We start from the raw sequence: 22,500 nt of genomic DNA on the forward strand, positions 1-22,500 counted from the left end.
GGGGAGGGCTTATCCCTCCCTGCCGGCGCCCGCATTTCCTGACGGCGCACCCTGAAGGCTCATGTCCACCACGCTGCTTCTCGTCCAGCTTCTCAACGGGCTTCAGCTCGGCATCCTCCTCTTCCTGGTGGCGGCCGGGCTGACGCTCGTCTTCGGCGTCATGGACGTGATCAACCTCGCCCATGGCGTCCAGTACATGCTGGGCGCTTATCTCATGGTGACCGCCACCGCGCTCACCGGCAGCTTCTGGCTGGGCCTGCCGCTCGCGCTTGGCGCGGCTCTGGTGCTGGGGCTCGTGCTGGAGCGCCTGGTCATCCGCCCGCTTTATGGCCGTGACCACCTGGAGCAGGTGCTGGCCACTTTCGGCGTCATCCTGTTCGTGAACGAGGCGGTGAAGATGGCCTGGGGCTCGGCGCCCTTGTCCATCCCCATGCCGGCCTTGCTCTCCGGCTCGGTGCGGCTGATGGATGGCCTGAACTATCCCGTCTACCGGCTGGTGCTCATCGGCGCCGGCCTCGCCGTGGCGGGCGGGCTCTATCTTCTCGTCACCCGCACCCGCACCGGCATGCTGCTGCGGGCGGGGGCCACCAATGCGCCCATGGTCTCGGCGCTGGGCGTGGATATCGGCCGCCTGTTCGCCAAGATCTTCGCCTTCGGCGCCATGCTGGCTGCCTTTGCCGGGGCGCTGGCAGGGCCCATTCTGTCGGTGGAGCCGGGCATGGGGGATGGGCTTCTCATCCTCGCCTTCGTGGTCATCGTCATCGGCGGCATCGGCTCCATGCGGGGGGCCTTCGTGGCGGCGCTGCTGGTGGGGCTGATCGATACGCTCGGCCGTTCCTTCCTCACCGATCTCCTGAAGCTCATCATGAGCGCCTCCGCCGCCACCCAGGCGGGACCGGCGCTCGCCTCCATGTCCATCTATCTGCTGATGGCGGGGGTGCTCTTCTTCCGGCCGCGCGGCCTGTTCCCGGCGCCGGCATGATGGCGCGCTTTCTCCTGCCGCTCGCTGTGTTCGCCCTGCTCGCCGCCGCGCCTTTGGTGGCGGACAATTATCTTTTGTCGCTCATCGCGCGCGGCATGATCCTGGCGATCGCCGCCGTGAGCCTGGATTTGATCCTGGGGGCCGGCGCGCTCGTCTCCTTCGGCCATGCGGCGGTGATGGGGATCGGCGCCTATGCGGTGGGCATCCTCGCCGAGGAGGGTGTGACGGACGCCCTGTGGGCTTTTCCGGCGGCCATGGCGGTGGCGGGGCTGTTCGCGCTCGTCACCGGCGCCGTCGCGCTGAAGACGCGCGGCGTCTATTTCATCATGATCACCCTGGCCTTCGGGCAAATGGCCTTCTTCGTGACGCAGAGCCTGTCCGCCTATGGGGGCGATGACGGCCTCCCCCTGGCGGTGCGTTCCACGCTCGCCGGCCAGCGCTGGCTGAAGGGGGCGGTGCCCTTCCATTACGCCACCCTCGGCTTCCTGGCGGCCACCTTCCTTGTGTGCCTCACCCTCCTGTCCTCGCCCTTCGGCCGCACCTTGCGGGCGGCCAAGGAGAATGAGCGGCGCACGCGGGCGCTGGGCCTTGATCCCTATCCCTACCGCCTCGTCGCCTATGCGCTCGCCGGCGCCCTGGCGGGGCTGGCGGGGGCGTTGTTCGCAAACCTCACCGAGTTCGTCTCCCCGGCCTACCTGTCCTGGCACCGCTCGGGCGAGTTGATCGTGATGGTGGTGGCCGGCGGCATGCTGATGGGGCGCATGGGCACGCTCACGGGCGCCATCATCGGCGCATTGGGCGTGGTGCTGGTGGAGGAAGGGCTCGCCCATTTCACCGAGCATTGGCGCATTCTGTTCGGCCCGCTTTTGGTGCTACTGGTCCTGCTGCCGCCGGCTCTGGCGCGCCTGATGCGGCGGGGGAGGGCGGCATGAGCGCGCCCCTCCTGGAGATTTCCGGCCTCTCCAAGGCCTATGGCGCCCTGGTGGTGACTGATGGGGTGGACCTGTCCGTCCATGCCGGCGAAATCCATGCGGTCATCGGCCCCAATGGCGCGGGCAAGACGACGCTGGTCTCGCAGATCGCCGGCGAGGTGACGCCCGATGGCGGGCGCATCCTGTTCGAGGGGCGGGACATCACTCGCTTGCCGGTGCACCGGCGCGCCAAGGCGGGGCTCTCCCGTTCGTTCCAGATCACCTCGGTCTTTGCTGCCTTCACGGCCCTGGAAAACGTCGCTTTCGCCCTCCAGGCCGCCTTCGGCCCCTCCTTCCGCCTGCTGCCGGCCTTCCATGCGGGGCGGCGGCAGAGGGCGGAGGCGCGGGATCTGCTCGCAATGGCGGGCCTGGAGGCGCGCGGGGATATCCGTGCGGCGGATCTCAGCCACGGCGAGAAGCGGGCGCTGGAGCTGGCCATGGCGCTCGCCTGCCGGCCCCGCCTCCTGCTGCTGGATGAGCCCATGGCGGGCACCGGGCCGGAGGAAAGCCGGCGCATGGTGACGCTTATCGAGCAGGTGCGTCAGCACTGTCCCATCCTTCTGGTGGAGCATGACATGGAGGCGGTGTTCCGCCTCGCGGACCGCATCAGCGTGCTGGTAGCCGGCCGCGTCATCGCCTGCGGCACCGGGGCCGAAGTGCGCGCCGACCCCGCCGTGCGGGCCGCCTATCTGGGGGACGAGGCATGAGCGCGCCTGTCCCGCTCCTCAGCGTGCGCGGCCTCAAGGCGGGCTATGGCGGCGCGCCGGTCCTGTTCGGCGTGGAGCTGGAGGTGCCCGAGCGGGGCATCCTGGCGCTGCTTGGGCGCAACGGCATGGGCAAGACCACCTCGGTGCGGGCCATCATGGGCCTGGTCACGCCGCAGGCGGGCGAGATCGTCTTTTCCGGCGGCGCCATGGCGGGCGCGCCCCCGCACCGCATCGCCCGCGCCGGCATCGGCCTCGTGCCCGAGGGGCGGCAGGTGTTTCCCACCCTGACGGTGGAGGAAAATCTCGTCGCCACCTCGGCCCCGGCGCGGGCCGGCCTGCCGGCCTGGACGCTGGAGCGCGTCTATGGCCTGTTCCCGCGCCTTGCCGAGCGGCGCGGCCATTATGGCAACAAGCTCTCCGGCGGCGAGCAGCAGATGCTGGCCATCGGCCGCGCCCTCATGACCAATCCGCGCCTCCTGATCCTGGACGAGGCCACCGAGGGCCTCGCACCTTTGATCCGGGCGGAAATCTGGGCCGTCATCCGCACCCTGAAGGGGGAGGGGCTCTCCATCCTCGTCATCGACAAGCATGTGGACGTGCTGGCGGGTCTCGCCGACCGAATGGTCGTGCTGGAAAAGGGACGGACGGTGTTCGCTGGCACGCCCGCCGACCTGCTGGCGGACCCGCAGGTGCGCGCGACTTATCTTTCCGTCTGACCCGCCACCGCCAGATGGTGGAGCACGATGCCGGAGGTGGTGGCGACGTTCAGGCTGTCGAATCCTGCGGCCATGGGAATGGAGACGGTGTGGGTGCGCGCCAGGATCTCGCCCGGCAGGCCTGGCCCTTCCGTTCCGAACACGGCGGCGATCCGAGGTGGCCGCGCCAGGCGATGCAGCGGCGTCGCGCCCGCGGGTGAGAGGGAGGCGACGGCGAACCCCGCCTCCTCCAGCAGGGCGATCATGCCCGCGCCCGTCTCCACCCGCGCATAGGGCACGATCAGGCTCGCCCCCACCGAGACGCGGATGGCTTTGCGATAGAGCGGGTCGCAGCAGGCGCCGTCCATGAGAACGGCATCCACCCCGAAGGCCGCCGCATTGCGGAAGATGCCGCCCACATTGTCGTGGTTGGTGATGCCCACCAGCCCCGCCACCACGGCGTGCTCCGGCAGTTCGGCCAGGAGCGTGGCGGCCTCCGGCACCGGACGGGGCGCCACCAGGGCGAGGATGCCGCGATGGATGTGGAAGCCGACAATGGCGTCCATCACCTTCTGCTCGGCCACGTGCACGGGCACTGCCGGATCGAGGCCCGAAAGGGCCGGCGCGAGGCGGGCGAGGCTCGACTGGGAGAGCAGCAGCGAGAGGATGCGGTGTTCGGGCCGCGACAGGAGCAAGCGCAACACCACCTCGCCCTCGGCGATGCAGCGGCCTTGCCGGCCCACCAGGTCGCGTTCCCGCACGGCGAGGAAGTCGGCGATGCGGGGGTCGTCGGGATCGGTAACGGGCAGGATCATCTGGCGTGGCGCGTGACCGGCTTGGGCGGCCCGGCGGAGCCGCGCACCACCAGGTTCGGTTCCAGCACCACCCGCTCCACCGGCCGGGCGGGGTCGGCGATGCGGGCCAATGCCAGGGTTGCAGCTGCCCGGCCATATTCGGGAATGCGCGTATAGACCGTGGTGAGGGCGGGATGCCACAGCGCCGCTTCGCCAATGTCGTCATAGCCGACGATGGAGACATCCTCGCCCACCACGAGCCCGGCGGCCTGGACACCGATCATGGCGCCGAAGGCACACAGATCGTTGAAGCTGACGGCGGCTGTGGGCGGCTCGGGCAGGGCCAGCAACTGCTCCATGGCATGGCGGCCATGCTCACGCGTGCCCCGGCCGGTCATGACGAGGGCTGGATCAAGGGGCTGGCCCGCCGCCTCCAAGCCGGCCTTGTAGCCGGCAAAGCGCCGCCGCCCGGTGGACGCCGCCTCGAAGCCCCCAATCATGGCGATGCGCCGATGGCCGAGCGCCACCAGATGGGAAACGGCCAGCCGCACGCCGGTCACGTCGTCCGAGCCGGCAAAGTCGAAGCCGGAGCCTTCCACCTCCCGCGTCACCTGCACCACGGCGATCCCGGTGGCAGCGAGCGCCCGCAAGTCATCCACGCCGGTGCCGGCGGCGGGGGAGACGATGAAGGCGTCGGGCCGGTATTCCGCCAGCGTGCCAAGCACCTGCGTCTGGCGCGCCACGTCCTCCTGCCCCACGCCCAGCAGCACCGTCTTGCCGGCGGCACTGAGCGCATCCTCCAGGGCGGCCAGAAGCTCGGTGAAGGAGGGGTTGATGATGTCGTGGAGGCCCACCCCGATGATGTTGGTGCGCGCCGTGCGCAGCGAGGCGGCACCGCGATTGGCCACATAGCCGCGCGCCCGCGCCACCTCTTGCACCTTCTGCCGGGTGGCTTCCGCCACCACCGGGCTGTCACGCAAGGCGAGCGAGACCGTGGCCGTGGAAAGGCCAAGTTCCAGAGCCAGGCGCTGGAGCGTCACCTTGCCCCGGCCGGCATGCAGCGTGTCGTCCATCGCCCCTCCCCCGATTGCTGTTCTTAGACGTTTCATGTGGGCGTTTCATCCATGCTAAACGATTTAATCCGCGCGACCAAAAGGCAATCTGCAGGGAAGGAGAGACCCCATGGAAAAGCCCAGGATCGGCTTCATCGGCGTCGGGCTGATGGGCCACGGCATGGCGAAGAACATCGTGGAGAAGGGTTTTTCCCTCACGGTGATGGGCCATCGCAACCGGGCTCCGGTTGAGGATCTGGTGGCGCGGGGCGCCCGCGAGGCGAAGACGCCGGCCGAGTTGGCCTCAGCTTCCGACATCGTTGTCCTGTGCGTCACCGGGGCGCCGCAGGTTGAGGCGGTGGTGCGCGGGCCGCAGGGCCTGGTGGCGGGCGCGCAGCCCGGGCTCCACATCGTCGACACCTCCACCTCCGAGCCGGCCTTGACCATGGCCCTGCACGCGGAGCTGAAGGAAAAGGGCATCCACTATTGCGACGCCCCTCTCGGCGGCACGCCGATCCAGGCAGAGGAGGGCAAGCTTTCCGCCATGGTGGGGGCGGAAGAGGCTGCCTTTCGCACGGTCGAGCCGGCCATTGCCGCCTTCGCCGCGCGCATCATCCATGTGGGCGGCCCGGGCGCCGGCCACACCATGAAGCTGCTCAACAATTTCCTGTCGCTGGGCTATGGCGCCATCTATGCGGAAGCACTGGCCATCGCCGCCAAGGTGGGGGTGACGCCGCAGGTGTTCGACAGCGTCATTTCCGGCTCGCGCATGGATTGCGGCTTCTACCAGACCTTCTTCAAATATGTGCTGGAGCGGGATGTGAACGCCCACCGCTTCACGCTGTCCAACGCCCACAAGGACATGCGCTACGTGAACAATCTGGCGAGCGCCGTGGGGGCGGCCAATTTCGTCGGCGCCAGCGTCAAGAATGTCTATGCGGCGGCAGAGGGTCTCGGCCGGGGGGACTGGAATGTCCCGCAGATTTCCGACGTGGTGGCGGAGCTGAACGGCGTCTCGCTCGGCCCGGTGCCGCAGCTGGAGCAGGAGGGCTAGGGCGCGATCCGGCGACATCGAGCCGCGACGCGGCTCTATCCGGTCGGTGGATCCGGCTCTGGCTTATTGAACAGAGGCGGATTCACCGAGCACATGGAATCGCCGTGCAATTCAATGTGCTGGGATCCGGCTCGAGGCGCGCTCAGCCCGTCGCGGCTGCCGGCGCTTTTTCACCCGCGCCGCAAGGGGCGCGCGTACCATAGGCCCTCAGGAAGAAGGTGGCGGCGCGCCGCGCGGACGTCTCGATCTGCTCAGGGGACGGCGTCTCCTCCGAGCCGCCCAGCAGGATGGGGGTCATCACCCCATCCTTGCACAGGAGCAGGAACTGGCTGGCGGCGGTCTCCAGGTCCTCGATCTCCAGCAGGCCCTGGTCCACCTTCGTCTTCAGGAAGGCGGCGACTCGCCGGTTGCCGGACATGGGACCCGCCTCCAGAAAGCGGCGCCCGATCTCTGGGAACTTGCCGGCGATGGCGATGACGGTGCGCAGGATGGCCACGTTGCAGGGCAGAACCATCATTTCCAGATAGGACGTGCCGAGCCTGGTGAGCGCCGTTGCCAGATCCAGGCCGCTGGCTTCCAGATGGAAGGTGCGCTCCGCCGTCCCGTCGCACTGGTGGGTGACCAGCGAGGCGAACAGGTCCACCTTGTCCTCGAAATAGACGTAGAGCGTGCCTTTGGAGACACCTGCGGCGCGGGCGATATCCCCCATGCTGGCGGCATCGAAGCCGCGCTCGAAGAACACCTGCCGGGCGCCATCAAGGATCTGGCGCCGCTTTTCCGGATCCTGCCCGGCGGCCGGCGAATCCCTCGTCTCCACATGCGTCAACTGGTGAACTCCTGCCGGACCCACGCCCCCCTTCAGCCCGCGTGCGAGCTTAGAAATGTTCTCCGGTAGAAATTGAGGCAAGGCAAGCGTTGCAGGGGGGGTGAGAGAAAAATTTTGACCGAACCGTTCGGTTTGATGTTGCGCGCGTCGGGAAAGAGGTCTAAAACACTTCCATTGACTGAACGGTTCGGTCTGATTTCGGACCGCAACCCGGGATCCGGCCGTTCCGGAGGGAGGAGAGCACCGCCCCCGCTCTCCTCCCTCCCTCCCTCCCTCCCCTCCTCCCCTTCGCCGCTCAGGCGTACGGGAAAGTCCATTCCGAAGCGGCGGACACTCCTCCCCTCATCTTTCCTGTCATCGGGTGACCGAGGGCCAGTTCGCGCCCTTTCCGGGACCGGAACGGCGCGCGCTGCACACAGGCTACGCCTCGACCCGAGGTGAACGGCGCGACGGCTTGCCGCGTACGTCTTGAGACTGTGAGCATCCTGGGCCATTTTCCGCACAGGCAGTCGTCAGGAGCGTTCAGATGCTCCGGACCCAACAGCGGATAAGACGCATGATGTTCGGCACGAAGCTTGGCGGCCTTGCCGCCGCCGCGGCCATTGCCGCACTGTCCGGCCTCGCGGCAGACGAGGCGCGCGCGGAGCCGTGCATCGAGCAGATCGTGGCTCTCCAGCAGAGGCTCAAGGCCACCGATCCGTCCGCCGCTCCCAAGCCGCCCACGCAGCCGCAGAGCATCGGCGCGCAGATTGATCGGCAGCCGACCCCCTCGTCGGTAGCTCAGGCCGAGGGCAACCTGCCTGCGCCGGTCGGGCCGGCCGCAGCGCTCAACGCCGCCCAGAATTTCCAGGCGGCCGGCGACGAGCAGTCCTGCCTCAAGGCCGTCGCCGAGGCCCGCAAGATGATGGACGGCAAGTGAACGCAGGTTGGTGATCCCAACGCCGGCCGGCGGCGCCGGACGGTCGCGGCCGGTCAGAGCCGGTCGCGCAGCGCGTAATAGGTCAGGCCGGCCACCATCATGGGATAGCGTAGAAGGGTGCCGCCAAAGAAAGCCGGCACTGGCAGCCTGCCGAGCAGGTCAAACCGGCCGACCTGCCCCGCCACCGCCTCGGCGAGGATCTTGCCGTAAAGCGGGGCGAGGGCGACGCCCTGGCCGCTATAGCCGGCAGAGACCATCACCTGGCTCGACAGCCTCCGCACGTAGGGCAGGCGGGTCATGGTGATGCCCAGCGTACCACCCCAGGCATAATCCAGCCGTGCGTCCGCCAGTTGCGGGAAGATGCGCAGCATGAAGGGCCGCACGAAGCTCTTCACGTCCGCGCGGAGCGTGCGGCGGTAGTTTTCGCCGCCGCCGAACAGCAGGCGGCCGTCCGGCGTCATCCGGTAATAGTTCACGACGAAACGGCTGTCGGCCACCGCCGCGCCATTGGAGATGATCTCCTTTGCCCGCGCGCCCAGGGGCTCGGTGACCGCGATGTAGTTGTTGATGGGCATCACATGGGTGTCCACCCGCCCGTCGAGCCCGTCCATCAGCCCATTGCCGCACAGGAGCAGCATGTCGGCCTTCACGGAGCCGCCGCCGTCCGTCACCACGGTCACGCCGCCGCCGGCCCCGTTTTCCTGGAAACGAACCGCGCGGGTCCCCTCATGGATGCGCGCCCCTGCCGCCAAAGCCGCGCGGGCCAGGCCGAGGGCGAAGTTGAGCGGATGCAGGTGCCCCGCCCCATGGTCGATCATGCCGCCATAATAGCCGTCTGACCCCACCAAAGCGCGCAACTGCTCGCGGTCCAGGAGGTCGATGCGGTCATAGCCGTACTCGGCTTTGAGACGCCGCACATAGGCTTGCGTCATCGGGACGTAATTGGGCTTGTGGTCGGCGATGATCAGGCCGTCGGACAGGTCGCAGGCGATGGCATGGCGCGTGACGAGGTCCCGCACCAAGCCCTTGGCTTCCTCCGCGAGCGCCCAGAGCTTGGCGGTATCGTCCTTGCCGACGGCGCCTTCCAGATAGTCCACGTCGCGGCGCTGGCCGGAATGGATCTGCCCGCCATTGCGGCCGGAGGCGCCGGAGGCGATGCGTCCGCCCTCCAGCACCACCACGCTGAGGCCGCGCTCGGCAAGGTGCAGGGCGGCGGACAGGCCCGTATAGCCGGCTCCGACAATGACGACGTCCGCCGTGACGGGACCGCGCAAGGCAGGCTGTTCGGGCAGGAGGTCCGCCGTCGCGGCGTACCAGGAAGGGGGATGGCCGGTAAGATTCATGTCGTGCACGCCGCATGCGCCGCGCGCCGAAGCGCGCGGCAGGGAAGCGCTGCGCCTCAGACGTTGAGCAGGAGATATTCCCGCTCCCAGGGGGAGATGACGCGCATGAAGGTCTCGAACTCGGCCTGCTTGACCGCCGAATAGGTGGTCACGAAGCTCTTGCCGAGCACTTCGGCCAGGTCGTCATTCTCCTCGAAGGCGGCGACCGCCTCCAGGAGTCCGCGCGGCAGGTCGAAGTCGAGATTCTTCGCGTCGCCCTCCAGCGGCTCGGTGGGGCGCAGGCCCTTGATCATGCCGAGATAGCCGCAGGCCAGTGACGCCGCGATGACCAGATAGGGATTGGCGTCGGACGAGGGGACCCGGTTCTCCACCCGGCGCGCGGCGGGTGTCGCCGGCGGCACGCGCAGGCCGGCGGTGCGGTTGTCATAGCCCCACTGCACATTGATGGGCGCCATGGAATCGCGGGTCAGGCGCCGGTAGGAATTCACATAAGGCGCCAGGATGCACATGACCGCCGGCAGGTATTTCTGGTGGCCGGCCAGGAAGGAAAAGAATTCGGGCGTCGGATCGCCGTCCTCGTCGGAGAAGATGTTCTTGCCGTTCTCCGCCGAGACCACCGACTGGTGGATATGCATGGCGCTGCCCGGCTCGTTGGCGATGGGCTTGGCCATGAAGGTCGCGTAGATCTTGTGGCTGAGCGCCGCCTCGCGAATGGTGCGCTTGAACAGAAACACCTGGTCCGCCAGTTCCAGCGGGTCGCCGTGGCGCAGGTTGATTTCCATCTGCGCCGCGCCGTCCTCGTGGATCAGCGTGTCGATCTCCAGGCCCTGGGCCTCGGAATAGTCGTAGATGTCCTCGAACAGCGCGTCGAACTCGTTCACGGCCTGGATCGAATAGGACTGGCGGCCGATCTCGGGCCGGCCCGAGCGGCCCACCGGCGGCTTCAGCGGATAGTCCGGGTCGGTGTTGGGCTCCACCAGGTAGAACTCGATCTCGGGCGCCACCACCGGCTTCCAGCCATGCTTGGCATAGAGGCCGAGCACGTGCTTGAGCACCTGGCGCGGCGCCAGTTCCACGGGGCGGCCGTCGCGGTGGAAGGCGTTGTGGATCACCTGGGCGGTGGGGTCCTGGGCCCAAGGCACGGTGCACAGGGTGGAGAAGTCCGGCTCCATGACCAGGTCGGAATCGGCGATCACCGAATCCACCAGCCCGTCATAGTCGGGATATTCGCCCGAAATGGTCTGGAAGAAGATGGAGAGCGGCAGGTTCATGACGGGCGAGGAGAAGAACTTCGACGCCGGCATGATCTTGCCGCGCGCCACCCCGGCGAGATCCGGCACGGTGCACTCGATTTCCGTAATGCCCCGCGCGGCCATCCAGGCCTTCGCTTCGGCAAGGGTCTTCACACCGCGCGGCATCTGAGCCGCTTCCTGATCGCCCGCTTTTCGTTTCGCCATGATGTCCTCTGGCGTGACCAAACGCACGCCCGCCAAGGGAACACCTCCACACGGCGAGGTGTCAACGCGGGCGTCGCAGTTTCATTTCGGGATTTAGGGGAACGGGAGCGGAACGAATCGCGAGCGAATCGCGTCGAAGTCCAGTTCGCGCTTCGCCCCCTCTCAAAAGTCGTGGGTTACGCCGGGCGGGTCACAAACGCGCGGCGCACTCTCACGGCCTGGGCCGAAAGCGTCCTAGGATCTGGTCCTAGGGCTTGGGTGAATTCACCGGGATGGTCTTCTCCTTGGCTTCCGTCTTGAAGCTGGTGGCCTCGAACAGGACGGTGCCCACCAAGGTGGCCACCTGCACCTTGAACGGGGCCATCAGCCTTGTGCCCGCGATCGGCACCAGCCAGACGGACATATCCTTGTTTTCTTGCATGTATTTGACGGTGCTGCGGGTCGGGCGGTGCCCGGCGACGGGGACATAGCGCACCTGGCACACCACCGCCTTGCCGGCAAAGCCCTTCTCGATCTTCACGTCCTCGACCCGATCGAAGGACAGGACGATGTCGTAGCGCTGCCGGCCGTCGAAGACCGGCACGGTCCGGTCGCAGGCGGCGGCGGAGAGCATGTCGGCCTTGCCCGGAACGGACACGAACGCGCCCGTCAACGGATCGGTCACGTTGAGGAGATGAGCGTCGGTGATTTCGATGCGGTCGGGATAGGGCTTGGGCGGCGGGCTGACATCCAGGTCCTTCACCACATTGTCAGTGATGGCGAACTTGATCAGCTCGTCCTTGCCGTCGGCCCGGGCGCTGACGACGAACAGGCGTGGCACGGACTTGCCGGCCGCCATGCCCCCGCGCGCCGCCACGCTGCCCTTGCCGGACGAAACGGCGCGCAGGACGCCCGTCACCCGGCCGGTTCCCAGAATGTCGTAGCCCGCATCGGTGGCGTTTACCGTCACTTCCGCGCGGCCCACCTCGATCCCCGCCAGCGACAACGCATACTTGGCTTCAAGCTGGCCATCCGCCGCGGCGGGAGAGACCGAGGCGAGAAGTCCGCTTCCCAGAAGCGCGGCCAGCGGCGCCTTGGACGCAAGGTGAGAAAACGCTTGCATCATGCGGGTTTCCCTGCCCACGAGTGGTTCAGCGGGGCGATGCATCATGACTGATCGCATGGCGCCGGAAGGCGGCTGAACTGTGGCTGCGGCGCGCCGAGGCCGCGGAAGCGGCAGGCGCGATGTGCGCCAATCGCCGCGAAACCGTTGTTGGTCATTGACTTTAAGCACGACAATCCCGATGTTCCCTCTTCGCCTGACATGGTGCCGGGCCTAGGCGCGTCGATCCGCGCCGGCTGTGCCACGTCCGGTCATGTTCAATGGCAGAGGAGATTATCGCCATTCGCCGCCCCATGAGACCCGTCGCGCCGGAGAAGGATGGCCCGCGCGTCAACGAAGAGATCCGCATCCGCGAAGTTCAGCTCATCGACCAGGAAGGCCAGAACCTGGGCGTCATGGCCACGCGCGACGCGTTGCTGCTGGCTCAGGAGGCCGGGCTCGATCTCGTGGAGATCTCGCCGAACTCCGCGCCGCCGGTGTGCAAGATCCTGGATTTCGGCCGGTTCAAATACCAGAACCAGAAGAAGGCCAGCGAGGCGCGCAAGAAGCAGAAGGTGGTCGAGGTCAAGGAGATCAAGCTTCGCCCCGGCATCGACACCCATGACTACGAAGTCAAGATGAAGGCCATGCAGCGCTTCTTTGAGGAAGGCGACAAGGTCAAGGTGACCCTGCGCTTCCGTGGACGCGAGATGGCCCATCAGGACATCGGCTTCAAGCTGCTTCAGAAGCTGAAGGAAGATGTGTCCACCATCGCCAAGGTGGAAGCCGAGCCCATGCTCGAAGGCCGCCAGATGATCATGATTCTCGCGCCGCGCTGACGCGCGCGAGACTGTCTTCGTGAAAACGCCTCCGCGGATGCCGCGGAGGCGTTTTGCGTTCTAGCGGTTGCCTCGCCGTTGGAGGCACATGCACCGGTCAGGACTTACTGACAGGCATGGCGCTTGCCGTCATAGCCCAGATAGGTGCCGCTTGCCGGATCGAAGGAGCGGTACTTGGACGAGCAATAGGCCACCCAGTCGCTCCCGCCTGCGCGGGCTGAGGCGGAATTGTTGGCGGCGGCAGCCGCGGCTGCCCCAAGGGCCAAGCCTCCGATCACACCGGCCGCGACGGCCGCACCATTGTTGTTACACCCGCCCCAACCGCAATTGCGGTAGCCGGGACCGTAGGCGTAAGGACCGCCGCGCCAGCCCGGGCCGCGATAGCCGGGATTGCCACGCCAGCCTGGATTCCCGCGCCAGCCCGGCTTACCCCGGTATCCTGGGCCACTGCGCCAGTTGCGGTCGCCTCGATACTGGACCTCGGTGGCCGCGCCCTGGCCCTTCAGGGCCGTTCCCTGCAGCGGGGCCACGGGTCCGAGTGCGCCGGCGGCGGCGCCCGCAATGCCCGACAGGAAGAAGGCGCCCGCCGCGGCCACGGCCATGACGCGGCCCTTGAAGCTGTGAGAAGTGCGTTTCATTGGCAATGTCTCCTTGCGGAAACAACGCCAGACGGGCGATTGAGGTCATCCGGCTCGCGGACCTGTGATGCCAGGCCGGGGCGGAAAAGGCGCTCCCCTTGGCAGGGGAGGCGCAGGGCGCGTGCGCTAAGACTAAACAATCACAAGGGGTTGTCCAAATGAACATCCGCCGCCCGAGGGCGGCGGATGAAGGGCTGCTGCGGCTCACGGGCAGGCGTGGCGCCGCCCGTCATAGCCCAGATAGGTGCCGGTGCGCGGGTTGTAGGACTTGAAGCGCTGGGAGCAATACGCGACCCAATTGCCATAAGCGGGCGCTGGCGGCGGGGGGCTGGCGGCGGCGGAGCCGATGATGATGCCGGTGGCCAAGCCCGGCCCGAAGCCCCAGCCCGGTCCCCAGCCCCAGCCTGGGCCATAGCCGGGCGCATAGCCCCAGCCCCCGTTCCAGACCGGCCGAGGTCCCCAACCAGGCCCCCAGCCCGGCCGTGGACCAGGCCCCCATCCCGGCCCCCATCCCGGGCGAGGCCCCCATCCGGGGCCGCCCCAGCCGGGTCGCGGGCCTGGCCCCCATCCGGGGCGTGGTCCAGGTCCCCAGCCGGGGCGTCCGCCCCAGCCCGGCCGACCGCCCCATCCGGGGCCGCCGCGATACTGGACCTGCTCGGCGGCCAGGGGGGAGGCCAGGGCCGTGGCCTTGAGGTGTGGAGCCGCCCCGAGGCGCAAGGCCTGGGCCTGCGCTCCCGACGTGGGAAGCATCAGGGCGGCGGTGAGGAGGGCGGATGAAAGACACAGCGTGCTGCGCATGGGACGTCTCCTTGCCGACAACCTGATAGAAGGCGCGGCGACAAGCTTTTGATCCGCTTGGTTTGGTCCATCTCACAGAAGTGACGCGGCGGCATGAGGGCGCCAACAGGGCGCCTTTGGGCACCTTCGCGGCGTCCGTGAGGCGGCTTGCCTTTTCGGCGCGCCTCCTGTAACGAGTGCGGCCTTCGGACCGGCCGGCTGATAAAGGGCTGCCGCGCTGGTCCCTGATGCTCACAGCAACAACCGGCTGGAGAGGTTGCGCCCCGCGCGCGATGCGTCTCGGCCACGGAGAGCCAAATGCCCAAGATGAAGACCAAGTCGGGAGCGAAGAAGCGCTTCCGCCTGACGGGTTCGGGAAAAGTGATTGCGGCCCAGGCCGGCAAGCGCCACGGCATGATCAAGCGGACCAACAACCAGATCCGCAATCTGCGCGGCACCACCATCCTGTGCGAGAGCGATGCGCGCATCATCCGCAAGTCGTTCCTGCCGAACGGCTGACGCCACCGCGATCTGAAGGAGATTTCCCATGGCCCGCGTCAAACGTGGCGTTACGTCCCACGCCAAGCACAAGAAGGTCTTCAAAGCCGCCAAGGGCTTTTACGGCCGTCGCAAGAATACCATCCGCGCTGCGAAGTCCGCCGTCGAGCGGTCGATGCAGTATGCGTATCGCGATCGCAAGGTGAAGAAGCGGAACTTCCGCGCCTTGTGGATCCAGCGCATCAATGCCGGCGTGCGCGCCCTTGATCTCGACCTGACCTATTCTCGATTTATCGATGGTCTCGGCAAGGCCGGGATCGAGGTCGACCGCAAGGTGCTCTCGGATATCGCCATCCACGAGCCCGACGCGTTCAAGGCCCTGGTGGAGAAGGCCAAGGCCGCTCTGGCCTGACCTTTCACCCCCGCCCTTTCCGAGACCCGATGAGCCCCGGCGGAATTCCGTTCGGGGCTTTTCGTCTTGGGGATGGGCTGGCTATAAGACCGCGCCCTCTCCGGGATGCCTTCGTCGCCGGGTCCACCGGCCATCCCCCAGGGCTGCGCCTCGATTGTGCCGTGATCGTGCTTCGACCGCGCGCGAGCCATTAAAGGACTAGGGTCCATGTCCGAACTCGTTCTCACCGATCATCCCGGCCTCGACGCGCTGGAGCGCGAGATCGCAAGCGGCATCCTGGCCGCCGGCGACGAGGCGGCCCTCGAACAGGTGCGCATCGCCGCGCTGGGCAAGAAGGGCTCGGTCTCCGAGCTTCTGAAGTCGCTGGGCGCCATGAGCCCCGACGAGCGCAAGATGATGGGACCGGCCATTAACGGCCTGCGCGACCGCATCCAGGGCCTGATGGCCGTGCGCCGTGAGACGCTGAAGGCCGCCGCCCTGGAGGCCCGCCTCGCCACCGAGCGGGTGGACGTCACTCTGCCCCTGCGCGAGACGCCGGCCGAGATCGGCCGCGTGCACCCCATCGCCCAGGTCACCGAGGAACTGACCGCCATCTTCGCCGACATGGGCTTCGCGGTGGCGGAGGGGCCGGACATCGAGACCGACTTCCATAACTTCACGGCGCTGAACTTCCCTGCTGGCCATCCGGCGCGGGAGATGCACGACACCTTCTTCCTGCCGCCCGGCCCCGATGGCGAGCGCAAGGTGCTGCGCACCCATACCTCCCCGGTGCAGGTGCGCACCATGCTCACCCAGAAGCCGCCCATCCGCGTCATCTGCCCCGGCCGCACCTATCGCTGCGACAGCGACCAGACCCACACGCCCATGTTCCACCAGGTGGAGGGCCTCGTCATCGACAAGGGTTCCCATCTGGGTCACCTGAAGTGGATCCTGGAGGAGTTCTGCAAGGCCTTCTTCGAGGTGGACCGCGTGACCATGCGCTTCCGCCCCTCCTTCTTCCCCTTCACGGAACCTTCCATGGAGGTGGACATCCAGTGCGACCGCTCCCGCCCCGGCGAGATCCGGTTCGGCGAGGGCAATGACTGGCTGGAAATCCTGGGCTGCGGGATGGTGCATCCCAACGTGCTGCGCAATTGCGGCATCGACCCGGACGAGTATCAGGGCTTTGCCTGGGGCATGGGGATCGACCGCATCGCCATGCTGAAATACGGCATGAACGACCTGCGCGCCTTCTTCGAGGCCGATGTGCGCTGGCTCTCCCATTACGGCTTCCGGCCCCTGGACTTCCCCACCCTGGCGGGCGGGCTGAGCGCGTGAGCTGGAAGAGGATCTGAGATCATGAAATTCACCCTCTCCTGGCTCAAGGAGCATCTGGACACCACCGCCTCCCTCGACGAGATCGTCGAGCTCCTCACCCTGATCGGGCTCGAGGTGGAAGGGGTGGAGGACAAGGCCAAGGCGCTTGCCCCCTTCGTGGTGGGCGAGGTGCTGACCGCCGAGAAGCACCCCAATGCCGACAAGCTGCGGGTCTGCACCGTCTCCACCGGCGGCGCGCCCATCCAGGTGGTGTGCGGCGCCCCCAATGCGCGGGCGGGCCTGAAGACCGTCTTCGCCGCCCCCGGCACGGTCATCCCCGCCACCGGCACGGAACTGAAGATCGGCAAGATCCGCGACGTGGAAAGCCGGGGCATGCTGTGCTCGGCCCGCGAGATGGGCCTCTCCGAAGAGCATGACGGCATCCTGGAACTGCCGGCGGATGCGCCCGTCGGCGCGCCGTTTGCCGAAGTGCTCGGCCTTGGCGATCCCGTCATCGAGATCGCCGTCACCCCCAACCGGGCCGATTGCCTGGGCATCTGGGGCGTGGCGCGCGATCTGGCCGCCGCCGGCCTCGGCACGCTGAAGACCCGCGACGTGAAGCCGGTGGAAGGCACCTTCCCCTCGCCGGTCCAGGTGCGGCTCGACTTCGGCGACACGCCCTCCCTCTGCCCGCTCTTCGCGCTGCGTGTGGTGCGGGGCGTGAAGAATGGCCCGTCGCCCGAATGGCTCCAGGCCAAGCTGCGCGCCATCGGCCTGCGGCCCATCAATGCGCTGGTGGATATCACCAACCTGCTCACCATGGACCGTGACCGGCCGCTCCATGTCTTCGACCTGAAGAAGGTTCATGGCGACCTTGTGGTGCGGCGGGGCCGGACGGGCGAGAGCCTCCTGGCGCTCGACGGGCGCACCTATGCGCTCGATGACACCATGTGCGTGATCGCCGACGACAAGGGCGTGGAGAGCCTCGCCGGCATCATGGGCGGCGAGGAATCGGGCTGCGACGAGGACACCACCGACGTGGTGATCGAATCTGCCCTCTGGGAGCCCATCAACATCGCCCAGACCGGCCGCAAGCTCGGCATCAATTCCGACGCCCGCTTCCGGTTCGAACGCGGCATCGATCCTGCCTTCGCGCTGCCCGGCCTGGAACTGGCCACGCGCCTGGTCATGGACCTGTGCGGCGGCGAGCCCTCGCAGGTGGTGGTGGCGGGCGCCGAGCCCGACACCCGCCGCACCCTCGACTTCCCCCTCTCCGAGGTGAAGCGCCTGTCTGGCCTCGAGGCCTCCGAGGCTGAGATGATCGGCGTGCTGGAGCGGCTCGGCTTCGTGGTGAGCGGGTCTGCGCCTGTGGTGCAGGTGGTGCCGCCCTCCTGGCGCGCAGACGTGGAGGGGAAGGCGGACCTGGTGGAAGAGGTGGTGCGTATCCTGGGCCTCGCCCGCGTGCCTTCCACCGAACTGCCGCGGGATGGCGGTGGCCGCCGGCCGGTGCTCACCGCCCTGCAATTGCGCACCCGCAAGGCCCGCCGGGCGCTGGCCGCCCGCGGTCTTGTGGAAGCGGTGACCTGGTCCTTCGTCTCCAAGGCGCAGGCGGAGCTGTTTGGCGGTGGCAAGCCGGAACTGGCCTTGTCCAACCCCATCGCATCCGACCTCTCCGACATGCGCCCGAGCCTCCTGCCCGGCCTCATCCGCGCGGCCCAGGCCAATGCGGACCGGGGCTATGGCGACGTGGCCCTGTTCGAGGTGGGCCAGGTGTTCGCGGGTGACCAGCCCAAGGACCAGACCATGTCCGCCGCCGGCCTGCGCCGGGCGACTGCCAAGCCCTTTGGCGCCGGCCGCCACTGGTCGGGCGCGGCCAAGCCGGTGGATGTGTTCGACGCCAAGGCGGACGCGCTGGCAGCGCTTGCCGCCTGCGGCGCGCCGGTGGGCAATCTCCAGGTCACGGCGGATGCGCCCGGCTGGTACCATCCCGGCCGCTCGGGCAGCTTCCGCCTGGGGCCGAACGTGATCGGCGTGTTCGGGGAGCTGCACCCCACGGTGCTGGAGGCGCTCGACGTGTCCGGCCCGCTGGTGGCGTTCGAGCTGACGCTGGACCGGGTGCCGGAGCCCAAGGCCAAGGCCACCAAGGTGAAGCCCCTCATCGACCTCTCCGCCTTCCAGCCGGTGCGGCGCGACTTCGCCTTCATCGTCGACCGGACGGTGGGCGCGGCCGATATCCTCAAGGCGGCCCAGGGCGTCGACAAGAAGCTCATCACCGGGGCGAGCGTGTTCGACGTTTATGAGGGCGCGGGCATCGACGCGGCCAAGAAGTCGGTGGCCATCGAGGTCACTCTCCAGCCGCGCGAACGCACGCTCACCGATGCGGAAATCGAGACGGTGGCGGGCAAGATCGTCGCCGAGGTGACCAAGAAGACCGGCGCCACGCTGCGTGCGTGATCTCGGTCTTAAGGGATGGGTGCGGGCGGCTCAGGCCGCCCGCGCCACCACCACCAGTCCCGGCACCGGCACGCTTTTTTCGGTGCGGGTGGAGACGGCGGCAAGCTCCAGGGGCGTGAACCCGGCCTTAGCGAGCGCGCGCTCCACATAGGCGCGGCCATGGGCATAGCGCAGGGTGTCGCGCAGGATCACGCCGTCCGCCTCGTGGGTCTCAACGGTGAAGGCGAGCAGCCCTTCTTCTTCTAGCGCTGTGCGCGCGGCGGCAAGAATGTCGGCAAGATCGCCGAGATAGCAGAAGGCATCCGCCGCCAGCACCAGATCGGCGCTTCGAGCCTCCTGGTCGCGCAGGAAGGCCACCATCTCCCCCACATGGAGCGCGGCATAAAGGCCGAGCCGCTCCGCGCGCTCCACCATGGCGGGGGCAAGGTCCACGCCCTCCAGCACGGTGCACCAGGGGGCAAACAGCGGCGCGGCGAGGCCGGTGCCGCATCCCAGATCCAGCGCGCGGGCAAAGGCGGGGGCGCGGCCGAGGCGCCGGCAGGCCGCCTCCACCGCCGCCGCCAGCACCTCCGGCCCGCGATAGGAGAGCTTCTCCCGCAAGGCGGTGTCGAATCGGCCGGCATATTGGTCGAACAGGGTGCGGACAAAATCCGCCGACATGGCCCCTTCCGCCGGCCGCGCGCCGAGGCGGGCGAGGCGCAAGGCCGCGCCCAGCGGGTCGGCGGCATCACGGGCCAGGGCCGCCTCATAGGCGGCGATAGCGGCGGCGGTCTGGCCCAGCCCCTCCCGCACCTCGCCCAAGAGGAACCACGCCGCGAGAAAATCCGGCGCCTCTTCCACCAGGTCCGCCAGCATGCCTTCGGCGGCTTCGCGGTCGCCGCCTTCCGCATAAGAGCGCGCCCAGTCCAGGCGCCGGTCGAGGGCGGGATGTCCCGAAGAATGCAACATGGCGCGCTACCTGGTCTCGCCCTTATGGATCGCGCCCCCATATAACGGAGAACCATGCGCCCGGAAGACCTGCTGCGTCCTTCGCCCCGCGGCCTTTATTGCCCCGTCGGCGACTTCTACATCGATCCGACCCGCGCGGTGGACCGGGCGGTGATCACCCACGGCCATTCCGACCATGCCCGCGCCGGCCACGGCCATGTGCTGGCGACGGAGGAAACCCTGCGCCTCATGGCCATCCGCTATGGGGAAGGATTTGCCGGCGCCAGCCAGCCGGTGGCTTATGGGGAGAGCGTGGAGGTGGGCGGCGTGCGTCTCACGCCCCATCCGGCGGGCCATGTGCTGGGCTCGGCGCAATGGGAATTGTCCTGGCGCGGGCTCACCATCGTGGCGTCGGGTGACTACAAGGACGCTCTTGATCCCACCTGCGCGCCGTTCGAGCCGGTGCGCTGCCATGTCTTCATTTCCGAGGCGACCTTCGGCCTGCCGGTCTTCCGCCATCCCGATGCGGCGGCGGAGACGGCCAAGCTGCTGGCCTCCGTGCGGCTGTTCCCGGAGCGCACCCACGTGGTGGGCGCCTATTCGCTGGGCAAGGCGCAGCGCATGATGGCGCTGATGCGGGAGGCCGGCTTTAGCGCGCCCATCCTCATCCATGGGGCGCTGGAGGCCATCAGCGCCTATTATGTCAGCCAGGGCATCCCGCTCGGTGAATTGCGCCCGGTGCGCGGCCTGAAGAAGGCGGAGCTGGCGGGCGCGGTGGTCATCGCCCCGCCCATGGCGCTCTCCGACCTGTTCCTGCGCGGCTTTCCCGAGCCCGTGAGCGCCTTTGCCTCCGGCTGGATGCGGGTGCGCGCGCGGGCGCGCCAGCGGGGCGTCGACCTGCCGCTGGTGGTCTCCGACCATGCGGACTGGGACGGGCTCATCGCCTCCACCCTCGCCACCGGCTGCGAGGAGCTGTGGGTCACCCATGGGGCCGAGGATGCCCTTGTTCATTGGGCCGGCACAAAGGGCCTTCGGGCGCGTCCGCTCCACATGGTCGGCTATGGGGAGGAGGAAGAGGAGGCGGCTCCTGCTCCCACGTCCGAGGCCAAGGAGGCGGCGCCATGAACCGCTTCGCCGCTCTTCTCGACCGCATGGGCTATGAGGCCGGCCGAAATGCCAAGATCCGCCTGATGGCGGACTATTTCCGCTCGACGCCCGATCCCGAGCGCGGCTTTGCGCTGGCCGCCCTCACCGGGGCGCTGTCCTTCGCCAATGCCAAGCCGGGCCTCGTGCGCGGCCTCATTGCCGAGCGCACCGATCCGGTCCTGTTCGCCATGTCCTATGACTATGTGGGCGACCTGTCGGAGACGGTGGCCCTCATGTGGCCGGTAGCGCCCGAGGCGCGGCCGAATCGTTCGCCGGAACTGTCCGAGATCATCGAGGCGCTCCACACCACGCCCAAGCGCGAGCTGCCCCAGCGTCTCGCGCATTGGCTGGACGGCCTGGACGAGACCGGCCGCTGGGCGCTCCTGAAGCTTATCACCGGCGCCTTGCGGGTGGGCGCGTCCGCCCGCCTCGCCAAGACGGCGGTGGCGAGCCTGGGCGACCTGGAGCCGGACGCGGTGGAACTGGTCTGGCCCGGTCTCACGCCGCCTTATCTGGATCTCTTCGCCTGGGTGGAAGGGCGCGGTCCCGCGCCCCGCAGCGACAATCCCGCCCCGTTCCGGCCGGTCATGCTGTCCCATCCCCTGGAGGCGGCCGACCTCGAAACTCTCGCCCCCTCCGAATTCCGCGCCGAGTGGAAATGGGACGGCATCCGCGTCCAGGCGGTGGCGGGGCGCATGGCGGATGGGAGCCGCATGGCGCGCCTCTATAGCCGCACCGGGGAGGATATTTCCCCCGCCTTCCCGGACCTCATGGAGGCCCTGGACTTCGAGGGTGCCATAGACGGGGAATTGCTGATCCTGAAGGAGGGGCGCGTCCAGTCCTTCAACGTCCTGCAGCAGCGCCTCAACCGGAAGGCCGTGACCCCGAAGATGCTGCGGGACTTCCCCGCCCATGTGCGGGCCTATGACCTGCTGGTGGATGGCACCCAGGACCTGCGCGACCTGCCTTTCCTGGAGCGCCGCGCGCGCCTGGAGGCCTTGGTCGCGCGCACCGCCTCGCCCCGGCTGGATCTCTCCCCGCTCGTCCCCTTCGCCACCTGGGAGGAGCTGGTCGCCGCCCGCGCCGAGCCGGCCTCCGCCGGGGCGGGGGAGGATGCCGAGGCGGTGGAGGGGGTGATGCTCAAGCGGGTGGACAGCCTCTATCTGCCCGGCCGTCCCAAGGGACCGTGGTGGAAGTGGAAGCGCGATCCCCACTCCGTGGATGCGGTGCTCATGTATGCCCAGCGCGGCCACGGCAAGCGCTCGTCCTATTATTCCGACTACACTTTCGGGGTCTGGACGGTGGCCGAGGGGCAGGAGGTTCTGGTACCCGTGGGCAAGGCCTATTTCGGCTTCACCGACGCGGAGCTGTTGCAGATCGACCGCTTCGTGCGGGGCCACACGGTCAACAAGTTCGGCCCGGTGCGGGAGGTGGTGCACACGGCGGACGAGGGGCTGGTGCTGGAAGTGGCGTTCGAGGGGCTCGCCCGCTCGGCCCGGCATCGCTCGGGGGTGGCCATGCGCTTTCCCCGCATCGCCCGCCTGCGCTGGGACAAGCCGCCCCGCGAGGCGGACCGGCTTGAGTCGCTGGAAGCCTTGCTGCGCACCGAACCGGGCGTGGCGCAGGACTGAA

At 68.2% G+C, this 22,500-nt stretch carries 22 protein-coding genes; 13 read left to right on the top strand and 9 right to left on the bottom strand.

Annotation, left to right across the window (positions count from 1 at the left end):
• Window positions 1-61 precede the first annotated feature (61 nt).
• From PV781_RS11170 to PV781_RS11185, 4 genes are read left to right on the top strand one after another with little or no spacing between them, the layout of a single operon-like run.
• The gene (locus tag PV781_RS11170) at window positions 62-982 is read left to right on the top strand and encodes a branched-chain amino acid ABC transporter permease (protein WP_209100741.1); all 921 of its coding nucleotides are present in this window, start codon (window positions 62-64) and stop codon (window positions 980-982) included.
• Window positions 979-1,914: a branched-chain amino acid ABC transporter permease gene (locus PV781_RS11175; RefSeq protein WP_274775714.1), complete on the top strand. Its 936-nt coding sequence runs from the start codon at window positions 979-981 to the stop codon at window positions 1,912-1,914. Before PV781_RS11170 ends, PV781_RS11175 begins: the two co-directional genes overlap by 4 nt.
• A complete protein-coding gene (locus PV781_RS11180; RefSeq protein WP_274775715.1) occupies window positions 1,911-2,660 on the top strand; it encodes an ABC transporter ATP-binding protein in 750 nt (249 codons plus the stop codon). The genes PV781_RS11175 and PV781_RS11180 overlap by 4 nt, the downstream gene beginning before the upstream one ends.
• Entirely contained in the window at window positions 2,657-3,376 is a 720-nt protein-coding gene (locus PV781_RS11185; RefSeq protein WP_274775716.1) for an ABC transporter ATP-binding protein, read from the top strand. The genes PV781_RS11180 and PV781_RS11185 overlap by 4 nt, the downstream gene beginning before the upstream one ends.
• Here PV781_RS11185 and PV781_RS11190 read toward each other — a convergent pair.
• Both PV781_RS11190 and PV781_RS11195 read right to left on the bottom strand, forming a co-directional pair.
• The gene (locus PV781_RS11190; RefSeq protein WP_274775717.1) at window positions 3,361-4,170 is read right to left on the bottom strand and encodes a TrmH family RNA methyltransferase; all 810 of its coding nucleotides are present in this window, start codon (window positions 4,168-4,170) and stop codon (window positions 3,361-3,363) included. The two genes, PV781_RS11185 and PV781_RS11190, sit on opposite strands and share 16 nt — an antisense overlap.
• Window positions 4,167-5,222 (bottom strand): LacI family DNA-binding transcriptional regulator, encoded by a 1,056-nt coding sequence (locus PV781_RS11195; RefSeq protein WP_274775718.1) that lies wholly within the window; start codon window positions 5,220-5,222, stop codon window positions 4,167-4,169. Before PV781_RS11195 ends, PV781_RS11190 begins: the two co-directional genes overlap by 4 nt.
• Before the next feature lie 109 nt (window positions 5,223-5,331).
• Between PV781_RS11195 and PV781_RS11200 the strand changes: the two genes are divergently transcribed.
• Complete coding sequence (locus PV781_RS11200) at window positions 5,332-6,255, top strand: NAD(P)-dependent oxidoreductase (protein WP_274775719.1); 924 nt, start codon at window positions 5,332-5,334, stop codon at window positions 6,253-6,255.
• Between the two features lie 142 nt (window positions 6,256-6,397).
• On the opposite strand, the gene PV781_RS11205 is transcribed toward PV781_RS11200, so the two are convergent.
• Entirely contained in the window at window positions 6,398-7,072 is a 675-nt protein-coding gene (locus tag PV781_RS11205) for a TetR/AcrR family transcriptional regulator (protein ID WP_274776145.1), read from the bottom strand.
• 565 nt (window positions 7,073-7,637) lie between these two features.
• On the opposite strand from PV781_RS11205, the gene PV781_RS11210 reads away from it, so the two are divergent.
• The gene (locus PV781_RS11210) at window positions 7,638-8,000 is read left to right on the top strand and encodes a hypothetical protein (RefSeq protein WP_274775720.1); all 363 of its coding nucleotides are present in this window, start codon (window positions 7,638-7,640) and stop codon (window positions 7,998-8,000) included.
• Window positions 8,001-8,053: 53 nt separating this feature from the next.
• Here PV781_RS11210 and PV781_RS11215 read toward each other — a convergent pair whose 3' ends face one another.
• The 3 genes from PV781_RS11215 to PV781_RS11225 all read right to left on the bottom strand — a co-directional run bounded on the left by PV781_RS11215 (window position 8,054) and on the right by PV781_RS11225 (window position 11,905).
• Window positions 8,054-9,343 carry an NAD(P)/FAD-dependent oxidoreductase gene (locus tag PV781_RS11215; RefSeq protein WP_274775721.1) on the bottom strand — a complete coding sequence of 430 codons (1,290 nt, stop codon included), beginning with the start codon at window positions 9,341-9,343 and terminating at the stop codon, window positions 8,054-8,056.
• Window positions 9,344-9,399: 56 nt separating this feature from the next.
• Window positions 9,400-10,800: a glutamine synthetase family protein gene (locus tag PV781_RS11220; protein WP_274775722.1), complete on the bottom strand. Its 1,401-nt coding sequence runs from the start codon at window positions 10,798-10,800 to the stop codon at window positions 9,400-9,402.
• Window positions 10,801-11,047: 247 nt separating this feature from the next.
• Window positions 11,048-11,905, bottom strand: a complete 858-nt coding sequence (locus PV781_RS11225; protein ID WP_274775723.1) for a DUF3108 domain-containing protein — start codon at window positions 11,903-11,905, stop codon at window positions 11,048-11,050.
• Between the two features lie 278 nt (window positions 11,906-12,183).
• Between PV781_RS11225 and infC the strand changes: the two genes are divergently transcribed.
• A complete protein-coding gene (gene infC, locus PV781_RS11230) occupies window positions 12,184-12,720 on the top strand; it encodes a translation initiation factor IF-3 (RefSeq protein ID WP_274776146.1) in 537 nt (178 codons plus the stop codon).
• Between the two features lie 104 nt (window positions 12,721-12,824).
• On the opposite strand, the gene PV781_RS11235 is transcribed toward infC, so the two are convergent.
• Entirely contained in the window at window positions 12,825-13,358 is a 534-nt protein-coding gene (locus PV781_RS11235) for a BA14K family protein (RefSeq protein WP_274775724.1), read from the bottom strand.
• Window positions 13,359-13,562: 204 nt separating this feature from the next.
• On the bottom strand, window positions 13,563-13,724 hold the full coding sequence (locus PV781_RS11240) for a BA14K family protein (RefSeq protein WP_274775725.1): 162 nt from the start codon (window positions 13,722-13,724) through the stop codon (window positions 13,563-13,565).
• Between the two features lie 729 nt (window positions 13,725-14,453).
• Between PV781_RS11240 and rpmI the strand changes: the two genes are divergently transcribed.
• From rpmI to pheT, 4 genes are all read left to right on the top strand, one after another.
• Window positions 14,454-14,654 carry a 50S ribosomal protein L35 gene (gene rpmI, locus PV781_RS11245; protein WP_274775726.1) on the top strand — a complete coding sequence of 67 codons (201 nt, stop codon included), beginning with the start codon at window positions 14,454-14,456 and terminating at the stop codon, window positions 14,652-14,654.
• Between the two features lie 28 nt (window positions 14,655-14,682).
• Window positions 14,683-15,045: a 50S ribosomal protein L20 gene (gene rplT / locus PV781_RS11250; protein WP_121622522.1), complete on the top strand. Its 363-nt coding sequence runs from the start codon at window positions 14,683-14,685 to the stop codon at window positions 15,043-15,045.
• Window positions 15,046-15,252: 207 nt separating this feature from the next.
• Complete coding sequence (gene pheS, locus PV781_RS11255; protein ID WP_274775727.1) at window positions 15,253-16,362, top strand: phenylalanine--tRNA ligase subunit alpha; 1,110 nt, start codon at window positions 15,253-15,255, stop codon at window positions 16,360-16,362.
• A gap of 21 nt (window positions 16,363-16,383) precedes the next feature.
• Window positions 16,384-18,795, top strand: coding sequence for a phenylalanine--tRNA ligase subunit beta (gene pheT / locus PV781_RS11260; RefSeq protein ID WP_274775728.1), 2,412 nt, complete (start codon window positions 16,384-16,386; stop codon window positions 18,793-18,795).
• Window positions 18,796-18,825: 30 nt separating this feature from the next.
• On the opposite strand, the gene PV781_RS11265 is transcribed toward pheT, so the two are convergent.
• Window positions 18,826-19,743, bottom strand: a complete 918-nt coding sequence (locus PV781_RS11265) for a class I SAM-dependent DNA methyltransferase (protein ID WP_274775729.1) — start codon at window positions 19,741-19,743, stop codon at window positions 18,826-18,828.
• 54 nt (window positions 19,744-19,797) lie between these two features.
• Between PV781_RS11265 and PV781_RS11270 the strand changes: the two genes are divergently transcribed.
• Together PV781_RS11270 and PV781_RS11275 are read left to right on the top strand one after the other, a co-directional pair.
• Complete coding sequence (locus PV781_RS11270) at window positions 19,798-20,847, top strand: ligase-associated DNA damage response exonuclease (protein WP_274775730.1); 1,050 nt, start codon at window positions 19,798-19,800, stop codon at window positions 20,845-20,847.
• Entirely contained in the window at window positions 20,844-22,499 is a 1,656-nt protein-coding gene (locus PV781_RS11275) for a cisplatin damage response ATP-dependent DNA ligase (protein WP_274775731.1), read from the top strand. Before PV781_RS11270 ends, PV781_RS11275 begins: the two co-directional genes overlap by 4 nt.
• Window position 22,500 lies beyond the last annotated feature (1 nt).

It is taken from the genome of Aquabacter sediminis (assembly GCF_028863665.1).
In the GTDB taxonomy this organism is placed as follows: Bacteria; Pseudomonadota; Alphaproteobacteria; order Rhizobiales; family Xanthobacteraceae; genus L1I39.

Excerpts from the sequence above, each read along its gene's own strand:
- PV781_RS11170 (WP_209100741.1), top strand. The coding sequence starts at position 62 with ATGTCCACCACGCTGCTTCTCGTCCAGCTTCTCAACGGGCTTCAGCTC.
- PV781_RS11175 (WP_274775714.1), top strand. The coding sequence starts at position 979 with ATGATGGCGCGCTTTCTCCTGCCGCTCGCTGTGTTCGCCCTGCTCGCC.
- PV781_RS11180 (WP_274775715.1), top strand. The coding sequence starts at position 1,911 with ATGAGCGCGCCCCTCCTGGAGATTTCCGGCCTCTCCAAGGCCTATGGC.
- PV781_RS11185 (WP_274775716.1), top strand. The coding sequence starts at position 2,657 with ATGAGCGCGCCTGTCCCGCTCCTCAGCGTGCGCGGCCTCAAGGCGGGC.
- PV781_RS11190 (WP_274775717.1), bottom strand. The coding sequence starts at position 4,170 with ATGATCCTGCCCGTTACCGATCCCGACGACCCCCGCATCGCCGACTTC.
- PV781_RS11195 (WP_274775718.1), bottom strand. The coding sequence starts at position 5,222 with ATGGACGACACGCTGCATGCCGGCCGGGGCAAGGTGACGCTCCAGCGC.
- PV781_RS11200 (WP_274775719.1), top strand. The coding sequence starts at position 5,332 with ATGGAAAAGCCCAGGATCGGCTTCATCGGCGTCGGGCTGATGGGCCAC.
- PV781_RS11210 (WP_274775720.1), top strand. The coding sequence starts at position 7,638 with ATGATGTTCGGCACGAAGCTTGGCGGCCTTGCCGCCGCCGCGGCCATT.
- PV781_RS11215 (WP_274775721.1), bottom strand. The coding sequence starts at position 9,343 with ATGAATCTTACCGGCCATCCCCCTTCCTGGTACGCCGCGACGGCGGAC.
- PV781_RS11220 (WP_274775722.1), bottom strand. The coding sequence starts at position 10,800 with ATGGCGAAACGAAAAGCGGGCGATCAGGAAGCGGCTCAGATGCCGCGC.
- PV781_RS11225 (WP_274775723.1), bottom strand. The coding sequence starts at position 11,905 with ATGATGCAAGCGTTTTCTCACCTTGCGTCCAAGGCGCCGCTGGCCGCG.
- PV781_RS11235 (WP_274775724.1), bottom strand. The coding sequence starts at position 13,358 with ATGAAACGCACTTCTCACAGCTTCAAGGGCCGCGTCATGGCCGTGGCC.
- rpmI (WP_274775726.1), top strand. The coding sequence starts at position 14,454 with ATGCCCAAGATGAAGACCAAGTCGGGAGCGAAGAAGCGCTTCCGCCTG.
- rplT (WP_121622522.1), top strand. The coding sequence starts at position 14,683 with ATGGCCCGCGTCAAACGTGGCGTTACGTCCCACGCCAAGCACAAGAAG.
- pheS (WP_274775727.1), top strand. The coding sequence starts at position 15,253 with ATGTCCGAACTCGTTCTCACCGATCATCCCGGCCTCGACGCGCTGGAG.
- pheT (WP_274775728.1), top strand. The coding sequence starts at position 16,384 with ATGAAATTCACCCTCTCCTGGCTCAAGGAGCATCTGGACACCACCGCC.
- PV781_RS11265 (WP_274775729.1), bottom strand. The coding sequence starts at position 19,743 with ATGTTGCATTCTTCGGGACATCCCGCCCTCGACCGGCGCCTGGACTGG.
- PV781_RS11270 (WP_274775730.1), top strand. The coding sequence starts at position 19,798 with ATGCGCCCGGAAGACCTGCTGCGTCCTTCGCCCCGCGGCCTTTATTGC.
- PV781_RS11275 (WP_274775731.1), top strand. The coding sequence starts at position 20,844 with ATGAACCGCTTCGCCGCTCTTCTCGACCGCATGGGCTATGAGGCCGGC.